General features: G+C 68.4%; 17 protein-coding genes and 2 pseudogenes. 8 read left to right on the forward strand and 11 right to left on the reverse strand.

The window, feature by feature from the left end:
• Window positions 1–40 precede the first annotated feature (40 nt).
• From hxsC to IPK81_13940, 4 genes are read right to left on the reverse strand one after another with little or no spacing between them, the layout of a single operon-like run.
• Window positions 41–1,201: a His-Xaa-Ser system radical SAM maturase HxsC gene (gene hxsC, locus IPK81_13925; protein ID QQS10739.1), complete on the reverse strand. Its 1,161-nt coding sequence runs from the start codon at window positions 1,199–1,201 to the stop codon at window positions 41–43.
• On the reverse strand, window positions 1,201–2,667 hold the full coding sequence (gene hxsB, locus IPK81_13930; protein ID QQS10740.1) for a His-Xaa-Ser system radical SAM maturase HxsB: 1,467 nt from the start codon (window positions 2,665–2,667) through the stop codon (window positions 1,201–1,203). The genes hxsC and hxsB overlap by 1 nt, the downstream gene beginning before the upstream one ends.
• Window positions 2,660–2,965, reverse strand: a complete 306-nt coding sequence (gene hxsD, locus IPK81_13935) for a His-Xaa-Ser system protein HxsD (GenBank protein ID QQS10741.1) — start codon at window positions 2,963–2,965, stop codon at window positions 2,660–2,662. Before hxsD ends, hxsB begins: the two co-directional genes overlap by 8 nt.
• Before the next feature lie 9 nt (window positions 2,966–2,974).
• Window positions 2,975–3,289, reverse strand: coding sequence for a hypothetical protein (locus IPK81_13940; protein ID QQS10742.1), 315 nt, complete (start codon window positions 3,287–3,289; stop codon window positions 2,975–2,977).
• Window positions 3,290–3,495: 206 nt separating this feature from the next.
• On the opposite strand from IPK81_13940, the gene IPK81_13945 reads away from it, so the two are divergent.
• The 6 genes from IPK81_13945 to IPK81_13970 all read left to right on the forward strand — a co-directional run bounded on the left by IPK81_13945 (window position 3,496) and on the right by IPK81_13970 (window position 9,997).
• The gene (locus IPK81_13945; GenBank protein QQS10743.1) at window positions 3,496–4,227 is read left to right on the forward strand and encodes a DUF4236 domain-containing protein; all 732 of its coding nucleotides are present in this window, start codon (window positions 3,496–3,498) and stop codon (window positions 4,225–4,227) included.
• A 292-nt stretch (window positions 4,228–4,519) separates the two neighbouring features.
• Window positions 4,520–4,870: a thermonuclease family protein gene (locus IPK81_13950; protein QQS15112.1), complete on the forward strand. Its 351-nt coding sequence runs from the start codon at window positions 4,520–4,522 to the stop codon at window positions 4,868–4,870.
• A gap of 125 nt (window positions 4,871–4,995) precedes the next feature.
• Window positions 4,996–6,441, forward strand: coding sequence for a trypsin-like peptidase domain-containing protein (locus IPK81_13955; GenBank protein ID QQS10744.1), 1,446 nt, complete (start codon window positions 4,996–4,998; stop codon window positions 6,439–6,441).
• A 117-nt stretch (window positions 6,442–6,558) separates the two neighbouring features.
• Window positions 6,559–7,224, forward strand: coding sequence for a VWA domain-containing protein (locus IPK81_13960; protein QQS10745.1), 666 nt, complete (start codon window positions 6,559–6,561; stop codon window positions 7,222–7,224).
• The gene (locus IPK81_13965; GenBank protein QQS10746.1) at window positions 7,221–8,042 is read left to right on the forward strand and encodes a protein phosphatase 2C domain-containing protein; all 822 of its coding nucleotides are present in this window, start codon (window positions 7,221–7,223) and stop codon (window positions 8,040–8,042) included. Before IPK81_13960 ends, IPK81_13965 begins: the two co-directional genes overlap by 4 nt.
• Window positions 8,039–9,997 carry a hypothetical protein gene (locus tag IPK81_13970; protein ID QQS10747.1) on the forward strand — a complete coding sequence of 653 codons (1,959 nt, stop codon included), beginning with the start codon at window positions 8,039–8,041 and terminating at the stop codon, window positions 9,995–9,997. Before IPK81_13965 ends, IPK81_13970 begins: the two co-directional genes overlap by 4 nt.
• A gap of 48 nt (window positions 9,998–10,045) precedes the next feature.
• On the opposite strand, the gene IPK81_13975 is transcribed toward IPK81_13970, so the two are convergent.
• The 7 genes and pseudogenes from IPK81_13975 to IPK81_14005 all read right to left on the reverse strand — a co-directional run bounded on the left by IPK81_13975 (window position 10,046) and on the right by IPK81_14005 (window position 13,400).
• Entirely contained in the window at window positions 10,046–10,393 is a 348-nt protein-coding gene (locus IPK81_13975) for a hypothetical protein (protein QQS10748.1), read from the reverse strand.
• A gap of 101 nt (window positions 10,394–10,494) precedes the next feature.
• Window positions 10,495–10,848, reverse strand: coding sequence for a hypothetical protein (locus IPK81_13980; GenBank protein QQS10749.1), 354 nt, complete (start codon window positions 10,846–10,848; stop codon window positions 10,495–10,497).
• Complete coding sequence (locus IPK81_13985) at window positions 10,832–11,281, reverse strand: SocA family protein (GenBank protein ID QQS10750.1); 450 nt, start codon at window positions 11,279–11,281, stop codon at window positions 10,832–10,834. Before IPK81_13985 ends, IPK81_13980 begins: the two co-directional genes overlap by 17 nt.
• Before the next feature lie 168 nt (window positions 11,282–11,449).
• Window positions 11,450–11,679: pseudogene (locus IPK81_13990) on the reverse strand (IS1 family transposase).
• Between the two features lie 9 nt (window positions 11,680–11,688).
• A pseudogene (locus IPK81_13995) lies at window positions 11,689–11,913 on the reverse strand (histone H1).
• 625 nt (window positions 11,914–12,538) lie between these two features.
• Complete coding sequence (locus IPK81_14000; protein QQS15113.1) at window positions 12,539–12,709, reverse strand: DUF3489 domain-containing protein; 171 nt, start codon at window positions 12,707–12,709, stop codon at window positions 12,539–12,541.
• Between the two features lie 325 nt (window positions 12,710–13,034).
• Window positions 13,035–13,400 (reverse strand): hypothetical protein, encoded by a 366-nt coding sequence (locus tag IPK81_14005; protein ID QQS15114.1) that lies wholly within the window; start codon window positions 13,398–13,400, stop codon window positions 13,035–13,037.
• Window positions 13,401–13,847: 447 nt separating this feature from the next.
• Between IPK81_14005 and IPK81_14010 the strand changes: the two genes are divergently transcribed.
• Both IPK81_14010 and IPK81_14015 read left to right on the forward strand, forming a co-directional pair.
• A complete protein-coding gene (locus IPK81_14010; GenBank protein ID QQS10751.1) occupies window positions 13,848–14,858 on the forward strand; it encodes a hypothetical protein in 1,011 nt (336 codons plus the stop codon).
• 51 nt (window positions 14,859–14,909) lie between these two features.
• On the forward strand, window positions 14,910–17,054 hold the full coding sequence (locus IPK81_14015) for a type I secretion system permease/ATPase (GenBank protein QQS10752.1): 2,145 nt from the start codon (window positions 14,910–14,912) through the stop codon (window positions 17,052–17,054).
• Window positions 17,055–18,078 lie beyond the last annotated feature (1,024 nt).

Genomic DNA, 18,078 nt, shown 5'->3' on the forward strand with positions numbered 1-18,078 from the left:
CGACCGGCGGCTCCGCCGGCCGTGGGCCGCGTTCTTTCGTTCAGAGGGGCGCGATATGGGCGCTATGGCGGGTCCTGCCCGTGGCGAAGAATCCCGCGCACCCGCGCTTCGCGGAGCAATCCTCGCAGACCGCCAGGTACTCGTTCTTCCAGTCGCTGATCGACCGGCGCGCGAGATGGCGGACCGCGGGCTCGACGGTGCAGAGCTGGTGGTTGTACAGGGACACGCGCACGCCGGCGGCCTCGAGCCAGAGCGCGGCCTCGGCGAGTTCATGGCGGTAGTCGAACGGATCGACCCAGACGCTGTCGAGGTTCGCCCGGGCGAATCCCGTCACCTCCAGCGCCATCAACGCGACGTGGTCGACGAAGGACAGGTTGCGCGCGATGAACTCGGCGGTCCTCCGCAAGCGCGACCAGTTCTGCCGCACGACCACGACCCGGATCTCCACGCGGGCGCCGCGGGCCTTCAGGTTCAATATCCCACGCACCGTCCCGTCGAACGCCCCCTTCGCCTGGACGATGTGGTCGTGGACGGGAGCGACATCGGCGTAGATCGGGATGCCGGTCATCAGGTCGTGGTGCCCGATGGTGGCGTACGCCGCGGCGAAGGCGGGGTCCAGGAACCGCCTGCCGTTCGACAGCACGTGGACCGCCGTCCGCGGCAGTCGATCCCGGAGCGACCCGATCAGCGCCAGGAACCGGTCGCCGCCGATGGTGGGTTCGCCCCCGGTGATTCCGATCTCGACCGTTTCCGGGTCGATGAGAGGAATGGCGGTGTCGAGCTCGTCGAACAGGTGCCCGTCGTCGACGTCCTTCGGCGGCTGCGAGCACATCAGGCAGTAGTGGTCGCAGCGTTCGGTCACCAGGAGGCTGTTGCTGGGGGAGCCGCGCCGGTACAGGACGCGGATCGAGCCACGGACGGGATCCAGCGCGACGATATCCCCGTCGCCGAGGTGGTCGAGCGGCGACGGAAGCAGCAGCGCCGCCGCGGCGTCCGCCGCGCGGTCCATGAGATGGCGGTCGACGGAGCGGAAGGCGACGGTCCGCGCGCCACGCGCCTGGTCGGCGTCGGTCGCGATGACGCAGTCCGACGGGTCGAGCGGGGCGCCTACGGCGCCGGCGGCGCGGAGCCTCAGGACGCGACGTCCCGGCGCGGCGTCGAAGCCGCGCGTCCGGGCGCCTCCCGCGGCAAGCGCCAGCATCAGCCGCGGGCCGCCCACGCCCGGAAGATGCGCCGGGCCTCCGGGTCGGCTTCCATCGTCGAGATCAGATGCCGGAAGACCGCCATGTTCCGGCGGCAGAACGCGGAGGTCGGCTTGCGGCCCACGAAGTCGCCCTGGGTGGCGTGATGGAACACCGGGTCGGCGCCGCAGTAGGGCTCGAACGCGCAGTCCGCGCACATCGGGACGGAAAGCGCCGTCGACGCCTCGAGCGGATCGAGCAGGCGGTCGGAGAGGAAGATGTCCTCGAACCGGTCGGTGTGGACGTTTCCGATCGCGAAGGTCGTGTCGCCCATCTCGGCCAGCATCCGGGCCTCGTCGGAGGCGTACACCGAGCCGTCGTAGTTGTAGACGACCGCGCCGATGCCGATGCCCGCCGGGCTGCGGAGGTCGACGTAGCCCGTCTCGAACGGCGTCAGCATCTTCGAGAGCACGATCGCCGCGTAGCTCTCGACCAGGCGGTGGCCCCGGCGGTTGAGTTCGAGGATGTGGGTCAGACCGCGGACGTAGAAGTCGAGCCAGGCGTCGACGTCGTACCCCGCGTAGGACTTCGTCTTCACGGCGAAGCCGTAGGGCGACAACGGCCTCAGGAAGATCGAGTCGAACCCCAGCCTCACGTACTCGTCCACGATCTCCTCGGGCCGCGCCAGGCTCTCCTTCGTCGTGGTCATCAGCGCGCTCACGCGGTCGTGGCCCAGCGCCGCGCGCGCCCGCTCGATTCCGGACACCGCGCGCGCGTGGCTGTCGTGGCCCGGCCTCGGACGGTTGCGGTCGTGCAGATCCCGGGGGCCGTCGAGCGAGGTCGAGATCAGGATGCGGTGCTCGCGGGCGAACTCGAGCATCCCGTCGGTCACGAGCGCCAGGTTCGTCGCGATCACGAACTCGACGGGACGCCCTCCCTCCGCCGCCGCCCGGGACTCGGCGGCCTCGACCACGCGCTCGATGAGCGCGAAGTTGAGCAGCGGCTCGCCGCCTTGGAACTCGATCTTCAAACGGGAGGACGGCGATCGGAACACGAGATCGAGCGCCTTGGACGCCGTCTCCGCCGTCATGTCGAAGGCGTCGACGTCCGCGCTCCTCCGCGAGACCTGGCAGTACGGGCACGAATGCTCGCAGCGCAAGGTCACCACGAAGATGTGGAGGCCGGTGAACTCCGCGAGGCCGAGGAGCCGCGTGCGCGCCTTCAGCGCCAGAAGGTCCTCTCCGACCGACGAGTCGGCGTCCACGAGGAAGTGCCGCGACGCCAGATCCCGGTAGGTCGACGTGCCGGCGGGAAGCCGGCCGCGCACCAGGCCCTCGATCGTCGCACGGTCGAGGACGAGGTACTCGCCGACGAGGTTGCTCGCGACGTAGCGGTCTTCGTACAATCGTGTGAAGCGGAACGGCAGCAGCTTGTATCCGGATACGCCCGCCGACTCGAACGACTCCGCCGGCTTGAACCTAGCCATCGGACTGCAGCCCGGTGCGCGAGAATGCCACCGCGAGGATGGTGTTGCGCACGGCCGCCGTCTCGCTCGCGATCCGCTCGCGCAAGTCCTGGTCGAGGACCTCGATCCGCAGGGATTCGCCCGCCTCGGCGCGCGCCGCCGGCGGCGTGGGCCTGAGGAACCGCAGGGAGCATATCCAGTCCGTCCCCTCGCGGCGGATCTCCACGGAGGCCGTGGCGGCCAGCGTGTAGGCGGCCTTCTTGACCGCGCTCTCTGCGAACAGGGCGGCGTCGAACGTGACGATCAGCGGATCGTCCACGGAGCCGCGCTACCGCGAGGAATAGTGCGAACGATGGCTCGCATGGGAGGAGTGGGAGGAATGCGACGAATGCCGCGCGATGACCTCCCCCGTCTCGGGCGAACGGCCGATCACCAGGAACTCCGGCAGCTGGAATGGCGCGATGGCGCGCTTCTCGCCGGGATCGCCGGAGGGAGCGGCGTCCGCGCGCCGCGCGGGCGCGTCCGCTTTGCTGGTCGCGGAGCCCGCGAGGGTCGCCAGCGCGAGGGCCAACGACGACAGGAACCCTCTCTTGATCGACACGGCCGTGCTCCCGCGGACGGTTGCAATGGAGTACGCTAACATGTCGCAGCCGTGGTGAACAAGGTCGCGGGAACGTCCGCGTCCGTGGGGTTCGCGGCGCGGGCTCCGGCGATGCCGGGTTGCGCTGGTGGCGGTGCGCGTCCGCGGACGCGGCGGCCTTCGATCACGGTGCGGCGCGTCGACGGGGACGCGGCGTGTCCGAAAGACGGGAGCGGCTCCACGCGGGCCGGCGAGGCGCGGGGGCGGCGATGGGGTTCTCGTTCCGCAAGCGTATTGGTCTCGGGAAGCTGGTCAGGGTGAACCTGAGCCGGTCGGGGGTGAGCGTCGGCCTTGGGCCGCCGGGACTGAACGTCAACATCGGTCCACGGGGCGTCCGGAAGACGATCGGCATCCCCGGATCCGGTCTTTCCTACCAAACGTTCAAGTCATGGGGATCGCCGACGGGCGCGGTGCCTCCGCCGGTGGTGCCGGTTGCGCCGCCGCCGGCCGCGCCGGCTTCCGCAGTGGGATCCTCCCGGTTCCAGCTGGGCCTGCTGGCGCTCCTCGCCTTCCTGGCGGCCGCTTGGTTCCTCCCGCGGTGGTTCCCGGAATCCGGTATCCCGCCTCGCTCATTCTCGACGGCGCCGCCGCCACCGGTCCCGGCGCCCGACCCGCCAGCGGCAGCCGCTACGGCACCCGCGCCGCCGCCACCGCTGCTGCCGCGGGCCGCGACGCCGGCGCCGACCGCGTCCGCGCCATCGGTGGCGCCTTCGCCGCCTGTGCCGGCGGCATCGCCGATCACGGCGACCGACATCCAGGAGGTCCAGACCCGGCTAAAGGCGCTGGGGCACGACCCGGGGCCCGTCGACGGCTCGGTCGGGCCGCGTACCCAGTCCGCTATCCGCGCCTACCAGTCGGCGAATGCATTGCCGGTGACGGGCGAGGTCACGCGCGCCCTCATCGACCGTCTCAAGATCGAGGGGCGCTCCGGTGCCCGATAGCGCGATGGTCCGATCGTCGCCTCGACGGCCGCGCGGACCATGCCTTTGGTCCTCATGTGCGAGGCGGAACGGGGACAGCGCGCGCGCGCGGTCGATCGCGCGGCTGGGCGTCGAACGTCATAGCTTGGGATTTGCGCCCCGGATCTTAGGGCCGGTCGTGAGCTGGATATTGGCGGGGCTCTGGCTCATCGCGCTTGCGGTCAGCGCTCCTCCGGTCGCAGCGGAGGACCTCGCCGGCCGCGCGTCCGTGGTCGACGGCGATACGATCGAGATACGGGGCGTCCGCGTCCGGATGTGGGGGATCGACGCGCCGGAGTCGAAGCAGATCTGCCGCCGCGCCGGAGGCCCATGGTTGTGCGGCGGGGCCGCCGCAAACGCCTTGGCGGAGTGGATCGGGACCAGGACGGTCCTGTGCGAGGACAAGGGGCGGGATCGATACGGTCGCATGATCGGACTTTGCCGGGTGGGCGGGTCCGATATGTCGGGCTGGATGGTCGAGAACGGGTGGGCCATGGCGTTCGTCCGCTACAGCCGGGACTACGTCGCGCACGAGGAGCGGGCGAAGGCGGCGCGAAGAGGCGTGTGGGCGAGCGAGTTCGAGGCGCCGTGGGACTGGCGCGCATCGAGCCGCGGCGGCCGATGAAGCCGAGCATGCGCCCCCCTGAGGCGGCCTCCCGCGACCACAGGGCCGGTGGCGCTCTCCGCCGTGAGCCACCGCGCGGCCGCGACCTCGCGAGCGACCGGAGGCGACCGGGGTGGCGTCGAGCCATGAGGTTGCCGTGCCTTTTTTCGATCGTCGTCGCCCTCATCGGCGCGGCGGCGCGGGCGCAAGGTCCGCCGAGCCTCTTCGACCGGCCATTCTCGCGGATGGCGACGATCGAGGAGATCGGGATCGTCGACGTCCAGAAGGCGCTGATCTGGACGACCCACTACGGCTCCATGGTGGACGGCGACTATGGAAAGCTGACGCGCGGCGCCGTCGCCGCGTGGCAGGGCGCCCAAGGCAGGACCGCGACCGGCACGCTGACGCCGGCCGAGGCGGTGGCGCTCGTCGCGCAGGGCATGCGCGCGCGCGACGAATGGGGCTGGACGACGTTTCGCGACGACGCGGCAGGCTACTCGCTCGGATACGCCGCCCGGCTGTTCACGCCCGGACGGCGGACCGGCGACGGTGGCGTCGAGTTCGTCTCGTCCGTCGTCGGCGGCCGTCTTTGGATCTCCGTCATCCCCGGCGGTCGCGCGGATCAGTTCGGCGCGTTTTACGATATCGCCTCGAGCGCCCACGGACCGGCCGAGCGCATCGACTACGCCGTCCGCACGGAGCGCTGGTTCGTGGTTTCCGGCGTCCGGTCGGGCAATTGGTTCTACCTTCGCGCGGAACGCCGCCCGTCCGCGGTCGCGGCGTTCACCTACGTCATGCCCGAGGACGGCCGGAGCGCGTATGGTTTTCTCGCCACCGCGATGTCCAACGCCTTCCACGTGGATCTCGATCTGCGTCCGCCACGGTCGGCGGACCGGACGCCCAGCCCGCCCACTCCTCCGACGCCTCCGGTGGACAGGCCGCCGGCGGCACGGGCTCCCACCGCATCGAGCGCCGGCACCGCCTTCTACGTCAACGGCGCCGGGTATCTCGTCACCAACCGGCACGTCGTGGACGGCTGCCGCCGCATCGCGTTGAAGCGGCGCGGGTTGGCGATCGGCGACGCCGAGCTCGTCGTGAGCGACGCGAGGGACGATCTCGCCGTCCTGAGGCACGCTGCGCGGTCCCCCGCGTACCTCAAGGTCCGCATCGGCGACCCGCTTCGCGCGGCCGAGTCCGTCACCGTGTTCGGCTTCCCGCTCTCAGGCGTCCTGTCGACCGGCGGCAACACGACGCTCGGGAATATCACGGCGTTGAGCGGTCTCGGGGACGACGCCCGGTATTTCCAGCTCTCGGCTCCCGTGCAGCCCGGCAGCAGTGGCGGCCCCGTCCTCGACGCGCGCGGACGCCTCGTGGGAATCGTCGTCAGCAAACGGGACACCCTGCGTGTCGCCGGCATCACGGGCGACATCCCCCAGAATGTGAACTTCACGATCAAAGCGGCGACGCTGGCGGCGTTTCTGGAGGCGCAGGGCGTCCGCTTCGAGACGGACGGCGCGGGCGCCGCCCTGGATCCGACGCGCGTGGCGGAGATCGCGGCCGAGGCGAGCGTCGCGGTGGAGTGCGTGCGATAGTCGCGTTGCGTCTCGCGCGCTCCGGGCGAGCGCGCGCAGGGCGGTTGAACGCGCGCGGAGTTTCTCACTAGTATGCGCCAAACCCGCGCGATCGCGGGATCGGGAACGGGGGGTGTCATGACGAATCTCGAGCAGATCCCATTCGGAGCGGCGGAGTTCGCCGACAATCCGGAGCCGCGGTGCCCCTGCCTGCTGCTGCTCGACACGTCGGGCTCCATGCAGGGCGCGCCGATCCAGGAGCTGAACAACGGGCTGGTCGCGTTCAAGGACGAGCTCGCGGCCGACGCGCTGGCGATGAAGAGGGTCGAGGTCGGCCTGGTCACCTTCGGACCGGTGCAGACGATCGCCGAGTTCCAGACGCCGGACCTCTTCCACCCGCCGACCCTGTCGACCACGGGCGACACGCCGATGGGCGCCGCGATCACGCACGGCCTGGAGATGATCCGCCGCCGCAAGGACGCCTACCGGACCAATGGCGTCGCCTACTACCGGCCGTGGGTCTTCCTGATCACGGACGGCGCTCCGACCGACGCCTGGCAGCAGGCGGCGGCGATGGTGCGCGAGGGCGAGGCGTCGAAGAGCTTCTCGTTCTTCGGGATCGGCGTCCAGGGAGCCAACATGGAGATACTCGGCAAGATCTGCGTGAGGCAGCCGCTCAGCCTCTCGGGCCTGCGTTTCCGCGAGCTCTTCGCCTGGCTCTCGTCCTCGCTGAGCAAGGTGTCCCAGTCGCAGGTGGGGCAGACGGTGCCGCTGGAGCCGCCGTCGGGCTGGGCCCAGGTGTGACGCACGGCGCGCGCTGGCGCGTCGCGGCCGCCTCGACGATCGGGACATCCCACGACGCGACGGGCGCTCCCTGCCAGGACGCCCACGCCTGCGAGTTTCTCGCGACCGGGGAGGGCGGGACCGCGACGCTGTTCGCGGTGGCCGATGGCGCGGGAACGGCCAGTCGTTCGGACGTGGGCGCCGCCACGGCCTGCCGCGAGCTGGCACGCCTCGTGCGCGAGCACCTCGACGCCGGAGGGAGCGTCGCCGGCGTGGAGCGGACGCAGGCCGTCGGATGGATCGTCTCCATCGTGCGGGCGTTGTCCGCGCTGGCGGACGGCGAGGGCGTGCCGGTCCGGGAGTACGCCTGCACCCTGCTGGCGGTCGTGGCCGACGAGTCGCACGCCGCGTTCCTCCAGATCGGCGACGGCGCCATCGTCGTTTCCGAGGGCCCCGAGGACGGCTGGTCGTGGGTGTTCTGGCCGCAGCACGGGGAGTTCGCGAACACCACCAACTTCGTGGTGGCGCCCGACGCGGCCGACGTCCTGGAGTTCAAGGTCGACGAACGCCGGTTCGTGGAGGTGGCGCTGTTCACCGACGGGATCGAGAATCTCGTGCTGCGCCAGGCCGAACGGAGCGTCCATCAGCCGTTCTTCTCGACCATGATCAAACCGGTCCGCGAATCGCCCGTCGACGGCGTCGACGCGGCCCTGTCGGACGGCCTCGCCCGCTACCTGGCGGCGCCGGTGGTCACCGACCGCACCGACGACGACAAGACCCTCATCCTGGCGAGCAGGATGGCCCGGCCCGCGTCCTTCGAAGCGGAGCCGGCGGTTTGAGCGCCCAGGGCCGGCCCGACGTCGTCGACACCGCCGGACGGCCGATCGCGCTGGGGCGGCTCGTCGGCCGCGGCGGCGAGGGCGCCGTGTACGAGATCGCGTCGGACGCCAACGCCGTCGCAAAGATCTACCACCAGCCGCTCGCTCCGGACCGCGCCGAGAAGATCCGCGCGATGGCGGCGCTCCGCACCGACAACCTCGACAAGCTCGCGGCGTGGCCGCTGGGCCTCGTCAAGCGCCGGACGGGCGAGGCGGTGGGCCTGACGATGCCCCGGGTCGTTGGCCACCGCGACATCCACCATCTCTACAGTCCGAAGAGCCGCCGGACCGACTTCCAGAAGGCCAACTGGCAGTTCCTGATCCGCGCCGCCACCAACGCCGCGCGCGCGTTCGCCACCATCCACGCGAGCGGATGCGTGATCGGCGACGTCAACCCCGGCGGGGTGATGGTGGCGCAGGACGCCCGCGTCCGCCTCATCGACTGCGACAGCTTCCAGATCCAGGCCAACGGCAGGAGCTTCCTCTGCCGGGTGGGCGTGCCCCACTTCACGCCGCCGGAACTGCAGGACAAGGATCTCTCCAAGGTCGTCCGCACCGCGAACCACGACAATTTCGGGCTCGCGGTCATGGTCTTCCTGATTCTTTTCATGGGGCGTCATCCATACGCCGGCCGCTATCTCGGCGCGGGCGACATGCCGATCGAGAAGGCGATCAGCGAGCACCGCTTCGTCTACGGCGCCGGCCGTGCGGCCGCGCAGATGCAGCCGCCGCCGGGGACGCCGGCCCTCGACATCGCCTCCGCCGAGGTCGCGCGGCTGTTCGAGCGCGCCTTCGCCCGTGGCGCCACGGCGGGAGGAAGGCCGACCGCGACCGAGTGGGTCGAGGCCCTCGCGGCGCTCGAGCGGCGTCTGAAAGCCTGCTCCAGGAATCCGTCGCATGTCCATTTCTCGGGTCTCGGAGATTGCCCGTGGTGCGCCATGGAGGCGGCGACCGGGATCTCGCTCTTCCCGCTGGTCTACTCCGCCACGGGCGGAGGCGCGCTGAGCATCGACGAGCTCTTGAAGCAGTTCCTCGCCGTTCCCTCCCCCGGGCCGGCGCCGGCGGTCGAAGCCGCCATCACGCCGTCGATGTTTACGCCCTCGCCGGAGGCCGTCAAACTCCGCGAAGCCCGGCGATGGCGCATTCCCTACGCGCTCGGCGCGGCGGCGGTTCCGGCGTTCATGGTCTTCGCGGTGACCGGGGGCGGCGCGAAGTTCGCGCTCTGCGTGGCGGCTGTCGCCCTCTACTTCTTCGTGTACGCGATGACGAACCCCGAAAGCCGCGTGAGGGCGTTTCAGACCAGGCGCGACGCCGCGCACCAGACATGGACCCGGGTATCCGACGACTGGCGTGAGAGAGCCGGAACGCGGCAGTTCGACGAGAAGCGGCAGGTCGCGGCGAATCTGCGCGCGGAGTGGGAGGCGGTTCCCAGGTTAAGGCAACGGAAGCTCGACGATCTCAGATCGAGCGCGCGGGAACGACAGCTGGAGCGCTTCCTCGACCAGTTCGAGATTCCGTCCAAGGGGATCTCCGGTATCGGCCCGGCGCGCAAGACCCTGCTCGAATCCTACGGCATCGAGACGGCGGCCGACGTGCTCGAGCACAGGCTGCTCGGCGTCCCCGGCTTCGGACCTACCCGAAGCTCGGCGCTCGTACGGTGGCGCCAGGGGCTCGAGCGGCGGTTCGTGTTCGACGAGCGCCGGGCGGTCGAGCCGCAGGACGTCCAGCGGGTCGAACAGGAGATCCTCGCGTTGCGTCAGAGCCTCATAGCGCGCGCGCAGCGCGCGATCCAGGAGCTCAAAGTCGTCTCCGCGCAGACGATGTCCGCCCGCTCATACATCTGGCCCCACTTGGAGGCCGCCTACCGGGAGTACCTGCAGGCCGACGTGGATCTGGCCGACGCCCGGAAAGGATGAGGCCGGGTCCGGAGGGTCGGAGTGCGCGTAGACGCTATCCGTAACGCTTCAGACCTTTTTGAGACCGAACGCTTCAAGCTGGGCGGGTGTGAACGGCGTCTTGCGCTTGCCCTGCGCGCGGTGCCGGCGCGCGTCGTGCGGCGGCGAGGTCTGGAATGAGCACACGGGGCACGGTGCGTCCTTGATGCCGCGCGCGCCCCGGCGGCCCGCCTTCACAGCCGGCACCGCGACCTTCCGGCCGCCTTCGACGAGGTCGTACTTGAAGCCGAGCGCGACGAGATCCGCCACCGCGTCCCGGGCGCGACCGAGCGCCTCCTTCCGCGCGGCCGCCACGAGGGCGCCGCGCTCCTTGTCGAGTTGCCTGATGCGCTGGACCGCTGTCGCCGCCTTGGCCATTGGGCTTCCTTCGTACGGGGTCGGAGAGGGGGCGCCCTCCCGCCGCCGACGGTAGCGCGGCGCGCGCGCCGGGGCAATTTGGCGGCCCGTCTGGTAGTGGGTCAGTTTGATATTTCGGTCTTATCGGTCGGCGTGTCCGGCTTCGGTTGTCCGTTCCGGAGTCTGTTGGCCGCGTCGATAGCGTTCTGAAGAATCGTGTAGATTTCATCGAATCCCCAGACCTTGCCGAGGACAAGCACGAGGATAAATTCGAAGATTAGGACCACGAGGCACATCGCCCATCCCGCGTCCTTGAGGGATGCGAGGTCCACAGTGATGATGACAACGAGCGCCCAGACGAACCGCTCAGATTTTCTGGAATCCTTTTCCTTTTGCAGGTCGTTCTCCAGCCGGGCGACCTGCGTATCCCTTGCCGACTCCTCTTGAGTTGTTATCTGTTCAAGGTCGCCGGACACGCTTGTGGTACTCATCCAAGATGTCTGCGTTGGGGATCACAATGCCGCGGCCGCCTGAGGCGTAGTGTTTCGCCCACGCGCCGCCGTGCCAATGCGTGATGGCGACAAGCTCCCCCGGTGTCTTGTCCTCTAGGCTCTCTACGGCCTCTTGAATCATTTCGGCTTCGGCGCCGCCTCTGGGCCGTGGGTATGCAACGAATACGTTCTTGACCGGCCCGTTTCCGAAAGCCTTGGCGCGATGATAGACGGTCGGCAGGACGGGACCATAGTCCCAAGCCTCGAAGTGTTCGGACACGAGTCGCTTCTTACCCTCGCTCCGCCCCAAGAAGGTCATGTGGGCGAGATAGAGAATCTTCTGAATTTCGAGATTGGAGACGTTCCAGCCTCGAACCTCACAGACTTCTCTTGCGGCGACCAGCGGGTGTAGGGACATCGTGCGCACCTCCAAGCGCCCGTCTAACGAGCGCTTGGCCTCCCCATGATTTGGCGGCGACCGTCGCATGCGGCGCACGTCAAAGCGACCCGCGATTGGCGGTGTCAAGGGTTTACGCACAGAACATAGTGCGAACTTGTCCGAAATTCAAGAATTATCCACTGAGTCGTGTGAACGCTCCCAATCCTCAAGCACCTTCACCATGTCGGCCATCTCCCAAAGACGGTCGGTCACGCCAGCCGCCATCGCGGGGTGACGCGGAGCTGGCCGTGGATGCGGACGAAGTTGTGATACATCACGAACAGCGCGACCGACGCGGCGTGGTTCTCGACCTTCTTGCTGAAAGCGTTGGCCAGGCGGGTGAAGCGGCGGACGCCCATGCGCATGTTGAGGTTCGCCGCCGCCTTCCAGCGAGTCTTTGCCGCTTTTCGCGCCGACGCCTGACGCTGCGCCGGCGTCAGAGACGTAGCGCGGGCCTTGCCGCCCTTGAGGCCCCCGAGGCGTCCGAGCGCCACCGCCGCCGGGTTCTTGCCGTCGTCTGGCGCCTTATCCTTCACGTCGCCGGTCGCGATATCGACGATGAGCTTGCCAAGCTGGATCGGGTCGCGGGGGCGTTTCAGGCGCTTGGTTATGCGGAGCAACCGTTCTGGCCGGGATAGTGCTCAAAATGAGCGCGCTGTCCCGTCGAGCCAGCTTCATGCGGGGAGACCTGCCCGTGACACTTCGGGCACCGCATGTGTTCCTTCCGTCGCCCAAGGGCATCCTCGATCCCGAGGGTGACCCATCGGCCGCCTTCTTGGACTTCGCATTCGACCATCATGGGCGACAAATTCGACTCCGCGCGGGCGACTGTCAATCCGCCCCGAAATTCAAACTGACCCACTACCGCCCGTCTCCTGGGCGCAGGCGGCCGCCGGGGGTCGAGCCCGTGCCGCGCATGTGTCGGCGGTCGACGATGGCGGACGCGCGCCGCGCCAAGCCCCGGAATCCCGAATCGGGACCTTGGCGGGGCGGGAGCGGTTGGTGCTCGTCCATCCGGACGGCGCGATGCTCTGGTGAACCAGGCGTGCGTCGACGCCGCGTGCTTCGCGCCGATTTGGCGCATGAGGACGAGAAGCGAACCCGGTGATCACGTCCCGATCCACGCGGTCGCGGCGCCGCGCCGCGACCGCGTGGATCGGCCGCCTACGGGCGAACGCGGGCCGCTTCCACCTGCCGTCAGAGTGGTCGCCGAGCTCGTGGAGAGGGGATCCCGCGTCAGCCCGCGACGCGGTAGACCCGGTAGCGTTCCTCCTCGCGCGTCGAGGTCACGGCCAGCCCGAGGCGATTGCCGATGGCGTCCGACGGCGCGCCCCGGACCGTGCGCGGCCGCCATCCGGTGGCGGCGACCATGTCGGCGAGCGTGGCGCCGCCGGGGCGGCGCAGCAGTGCGACGAAGGCCGCCTGCTTGGTGGCGGCGAGGGGCTCCTCACCTGCTTGGCGGGGATCGTGGTGACCCTGGACGCAGGTCTAGGTTCGTCCCTCAAGAGACGCCAGACGTTTCGGGGACGGCGCGGCGGTGGCGGCCCTACGGGCCGCGCCGGTGACGGGCTTCGGCGCGCGCGCCTTGGCGCGGGAAACGGGCTTGCACTTCTTCGACGGTCCGCGGGCCATGTCGGCTCTCCGGTAGCGGGTCGCGTCGTTCGCGGCCCCTCACCGGCGCAAGCCCCGGTCCGGCGCGCCGGCGGGCCCGAGGAGATGGAGGCGGTTTCGCCTAGGCGGCGTCGCGGTCATCAGCGTCGATCGACGCGCTGCCGATGAAGCCCGTCAGGTACGGCAGTTCTTCCGGGATCCCGTGCTCGCGCGCCGAGCGCCGACCTATGCGCCAGCCCATCCAGCGCGTCACCGCGGCGTCGACGGCGGCGGAAGTCTCGAGGCCGCGCGCCTGACCGGAGACGACGTCTTTGGCGAAGTGCCGCCCGTGGCGGCTGTCGAGGAAGTCCCGCGCGGCGTCGGCGTCGAATCCCGTCGCGGCGCTGACGGCCGCGATCGCCGCGTCCCAGGTCCGCGACCGGAACGCGGGGTCGATCGCGCCGTGGAAGCCTTGGATCTCGTTGCGGGTCGATGACGTCGGCGTCATGGCGGGCTCCTTCGCTCGTCCGTACACGTTCATTCCACCGGAGAAGCCAAGCGTCCGTGGTGGAGAATGATCGCGAAACCTACTTCGTTCGAATCTCATGGGCACAGGCGCTCCGACGACGTCCTGGACGGCGGTCCGACGACGATCGGCCCGGCCGCGCGGCGCGGGGTGACGCCGGCGTCATCGGACCGACGGCCGCTCTATTCACGCGGGTGGCGCGCCGGACCCACCGATTCCTGCCGGCCGCGGAAAATATTTCCCGCCGCGCGGCGCGATAGATCGATTCATTGCCGGCGTGTCGGGCCGCTGGCGATGGTGCGGCGCGGAACGCGCGCCGATTCAGACGTCTAGCGTGTCCGCCTAAAGACCCCTGAGAATGACGCCGCCCGGCGGCGTCGTGGAAAAGTAATACAACCCGGGTCGCGGGCACCGGTTATCCACAGCGGGTTGCATCGCCGCGGCATTGCGCGCGGTGGTTGCCTTCAGCAAGGTGGCGGAAGTCGGCGCGAAGATCGACTTCGGCGTTCAGTTCCATCCGGAGTGGAGCATGATGCGCGTTGGGGGAAACGGCCTTTCAGCGGAACGACGCGCGACGCGCGGGTGGTCGGCATGACCACCCAGGCCGTCGCCTCGAAGCTCACCGGCGTCACCAACGGCGGGCTTCCCGAAGCGCCGCCACCCACCGGCGCCCCCTACGACACGGTGTATTTCAACGGGACGCCGTACGTGGCGGTCCAGACGTGGACGCCCCGCGCGATCGCCGACACCCATTTCATCGACGGCGTGCCCTCCGGCCAGATCTGGTACGAGCCGCTGGAGCCCGCCCCTCCGGTCCCGCCCGCGACGGAGGCTCCGGATCCGGTCGAGGGCGACACCATCGCGAACGACGGCGCGCTTCTGAACACGGCGTTGGCGGAGAAGCTCGCCAGGATCCGCGCCGCCGTCCCCGAAGTGGCCGACCTCATCACCGGCGGATCGCTTTCGGACAACACCGACGGTGGATCGACCGTCGACCCTCCGGCGCCCCCGTCCGAAACGGCGGTGGAAGAATCCATCCTGCGCAAACTGGCGCGCGCCTACGGCATCCGGATCCGCGACGACGGGGGGACGTCCCCGCCCGTCGCGGCCCCGCCAGCCGGTGGTGAGACGCCGCCGCTACTGGGCAACACCGGCGAATCGCTTCTCAACCGGCCGTCGGCGCCGCAGGTCGCGGACTCCGAGGGGGCGGCCGATGCGGGCGTGCCGGAGGCGGATACCGGCGCGCCGACCATGACGGGTAACACGGGATCGGCCGACGTCGAGCGCCTGGTGGCGGCGATGGCGACCTTCGGGACGTCGGACGCCGCCGAGCTGGGGATGCCGAACCTCGTGCCGGAGCAGTTCAAACCCGTGGTCGCGGGCGTCTGGCAGACCGCCGCCCCCGCGGGCGCGAACGGATTCATGGGGGTCGGCTCATAGGATCGACCGGCGCCGCGCCGGGAGGCGACGCGCGCCAAGGAGCTGGATGGAATGGCGATCGGGGGCACCCTGACGGGAGAGGACGCGGCGGCTCTGGCCGGCCCGCCGCCTCGCCCGTCGCCGTCCCTTCCGCCCCCGGCCGGCGCCGCTCCCCGGACGACCGACACCGGCCTGAGCTGCCTCGTCCTGCTCCTCAAATTCCTCGACAAGCCGGTCGACCCCGGCCAGGTGCGCCACCAGTACGGCCGCGACGGCGAGGAGCTGTCGGCCATCGACATGCTGCGCTGCGCCCGCGACATGGGCGTCAAGGCGCGCGAGGTCAAAGCCGACTGGAGGCGGCTGGCGAAGCTGTCGCTGCCGGCGATCGCCGCCCTGAAGGACGGCTCCTGGGTGGTGCTGGCCCGGATCTCCGAGGACAAGGCGCTGATCCAGGACCCAGTCGAGCGCCGGCCGGTCACCGTGGCGCGGGCGGAGTTCGAGGAGCGCTGGGCGGGCCGCCTGCTGCTGATGACCACGCGCGAGCGCGTCGCGGGCGAGCTGCGGTCGTTCGACGTCACGTGGTTCATCCCCGCGATCGTGCGCTTCCGGGGCCTGTTCGGCCAGGTGCTGGCGGCCTCGTTCTTCCTGCAGATCCTCGGGCTGATCAGTCCGCTGTTCTTCCAGGTCGTGGTCGACAAAGTGCTGGTGCACCGCACCTACACCACGCTGGACGTGCTGGTGATGGCGTTGATCGCCGTCACGCTGTTCGAGTGCGTGGTCGGCGCGCTCAGGATGTACGTCTTCGCCCACACCACCAGCCGGGTCGACGTCGAGCTGGGGGCGCGGCTCTACCGGCACCTCGTGTCGCTGCCCTTGGCATACTTCCAGGTCCGGCGGGTGGGCCAGTCGGTGGCGCGGGTGCGCGAGCTAGAGACGATCCGGCATTTCCTGACTAGCAACGCTCTGACGCTCGTGATCGACGTGCTGTTCACCGGCGTGTTCTTCGCCGTCATGTTCCTCTACAGCGTCAAGCTGAGCCTGATCGTGCTGGCCGCCGTGCCGATGTTCGCGGGCATCGTGGTGGTGATCGGCCCGGTGCTGCGGCGGCGGCTGGAGGAGAAGTTCAACAGGGGGGCGGAGAACCAGTCCTTCCTGGTCGAGTCCGTGAGCGGCATCGAGACGGTCAAGGCGATGGCGGTGGAGCCGCAGATGCAGCGCCGCTGGGAGGAGCAGCTGGCGGGCTACGTGCAGGCCGCCTTCAAGGTCACCAGCCTGGCCAACATCGGCAGCCACCTCATCCAGCTCGTCGGCAAGGGCGTGACGGCGGCCACCCTATGGTTCGGGGCGCACGCGGTGATCGACGGCGAGCTGACGGTGGGCCAGTTCATCGCCTTCACGATGTTCGCCAACCACGTGATCCAGCCGATCCTGCGCCTGAGCCAGATGTGGCAGGACTTCCAGCAGGTCCGCATCTCGGTCAACCGGCTGGGCGACATCCTCAACACCCCCACGGAGCCGACCTACAAGGCCGGCCGCGTCGTGCTGCCGCCGATCCGCGGCGACATCGAGTTCGACGCCGTCACCTTCCGCTACCGCACCGACGGGCCGGAGGTGCTACGGCGGCTGTCCCTCAAGATCCCGGCCGGGCAGGTGATCGGCATCACCGGCGCCTCGGGCTCGGGCAAGAGCACCTTGGCGAAGCTGGTGCAGCGGCTCTACGTGCCGGAATCGGGCCGGGTGCTGGTGGACGGCGTCGACCTGGCGCTGATTGATCCGGCGTGGCTGCGGCGGCAGGTCGGCGTGGTGCCGCAGGAGTCGGTGCTGTTCAACCGCTCTGTCCGGGACAACATCGCGCTGGCGGACCGCACGGTGTCGATGGACCGGATCGTGCGGGCGGCTACGATGGCCGGCGCGCACGAGTTCATCCTCCAGATGCCGGAGGGCTACGACACGCAGATCGAGGAGCGCGGGATGAACCTGTCCGGCGGCCAGCGGCAGCGCATCGCCATCGCGCGGGCGCTGCTGATGGACCCGCGCATCCTGATCTTCGACGAGGCGACGAGCGCGCTGGACGCGGAGACGGAGGCCATCGTACAGGACAACATGGCGGAGATCGTGCGGGGGCGGACAGTCATCATCATCGCGCACAGAGAGTCGGCGTTAAGAATATGTCACGAAGTAGTTAGCCTAAAAGTCCGGAATGGTGGTGATCTCTGATGCTGAACTACCAAACAAACCGCACGCATGTCTTGCAGTCAAATGAGCGACTACGAGACTGCAAGAAAACGAGGCGTCCCACAATTTCAAAACTATGTGTTTTGTTTCTTTTTCTGTTACTCGTTTCTCTTGAATTTATCGTGTCAATAGCGAGGGCGGACAGCGAATACACCAGAGGCGAAGGAAGGTTCACACATTATGCTGTTAGTAAAGCAGGTCAAAGCGCACACGTTGAGGCGCTATCGCCTCAGGTTCCTTGCATGAATATACGCGTCTCCGAAGATGGCATTGAGTGCGCTGACTCAGCTTCCAAAGTCCAGCTCAGATATTCCATATGCCGATCGGCCACACTAGACAAACAAGACATGCGGTGGCGACAATATCGCACCGTGGTAGACCCTTTCTTCAGAGGCATTGTTGCCTGCGCCGCTCAAAGCTCAGATCACCAATTTGAAGGCATATACAGCCCGTCCTCACCGGACTGTCTTGAGCATCAAAGCATATATGCAGTGACAGCATTGCAGGTGGCGCAAAAAGATCCGGGTGCATCACACATACTCGTCCTTGCCTGGCCCACAAAAAAGGGAGGCAGCGTTTGCTCATTAGGGCTTTCCATTGACGAGATTAACTCTTGCGCAAAACCCATAGCTAGGTCTGTTTACGAAGGACGGTTGCAAGACGCATTCGAGACTTGCCCTTAGTGCTTGGCGAAACCAACGCATGATGAGGCTAAACCATGGCTGACATAGTCGAGATACGGCGAAACGCGCCGGGCAAACTTGGATCGCATGGCTTTGTAAGATTTGCGTTTAGTCAATTCGTGGGATCAGTTCAGGGAGCAAGATGGCGTTTTGCTCCACAGGACGCCTACGAGCAGACTCTATCTATCATCGTCCGTATGGGCGAGCTGCGCTCATTTCAGCAAGTAATTGGTGCTATTTCTTCCGAAACCATAAATATAAGAGTAGGCGAAGCTACAGTTAATCCGATTGCCGGATTTGTCAGTAGTGGAAGCAGATTCGAT

Source organism: Rhodospirillales bacterium (assembly GCA_016699855.1).
GTDB lineage: Bacteria > Pseudomonadota > Alphaproteobacteria > Reyranellales > Reyranellaceae.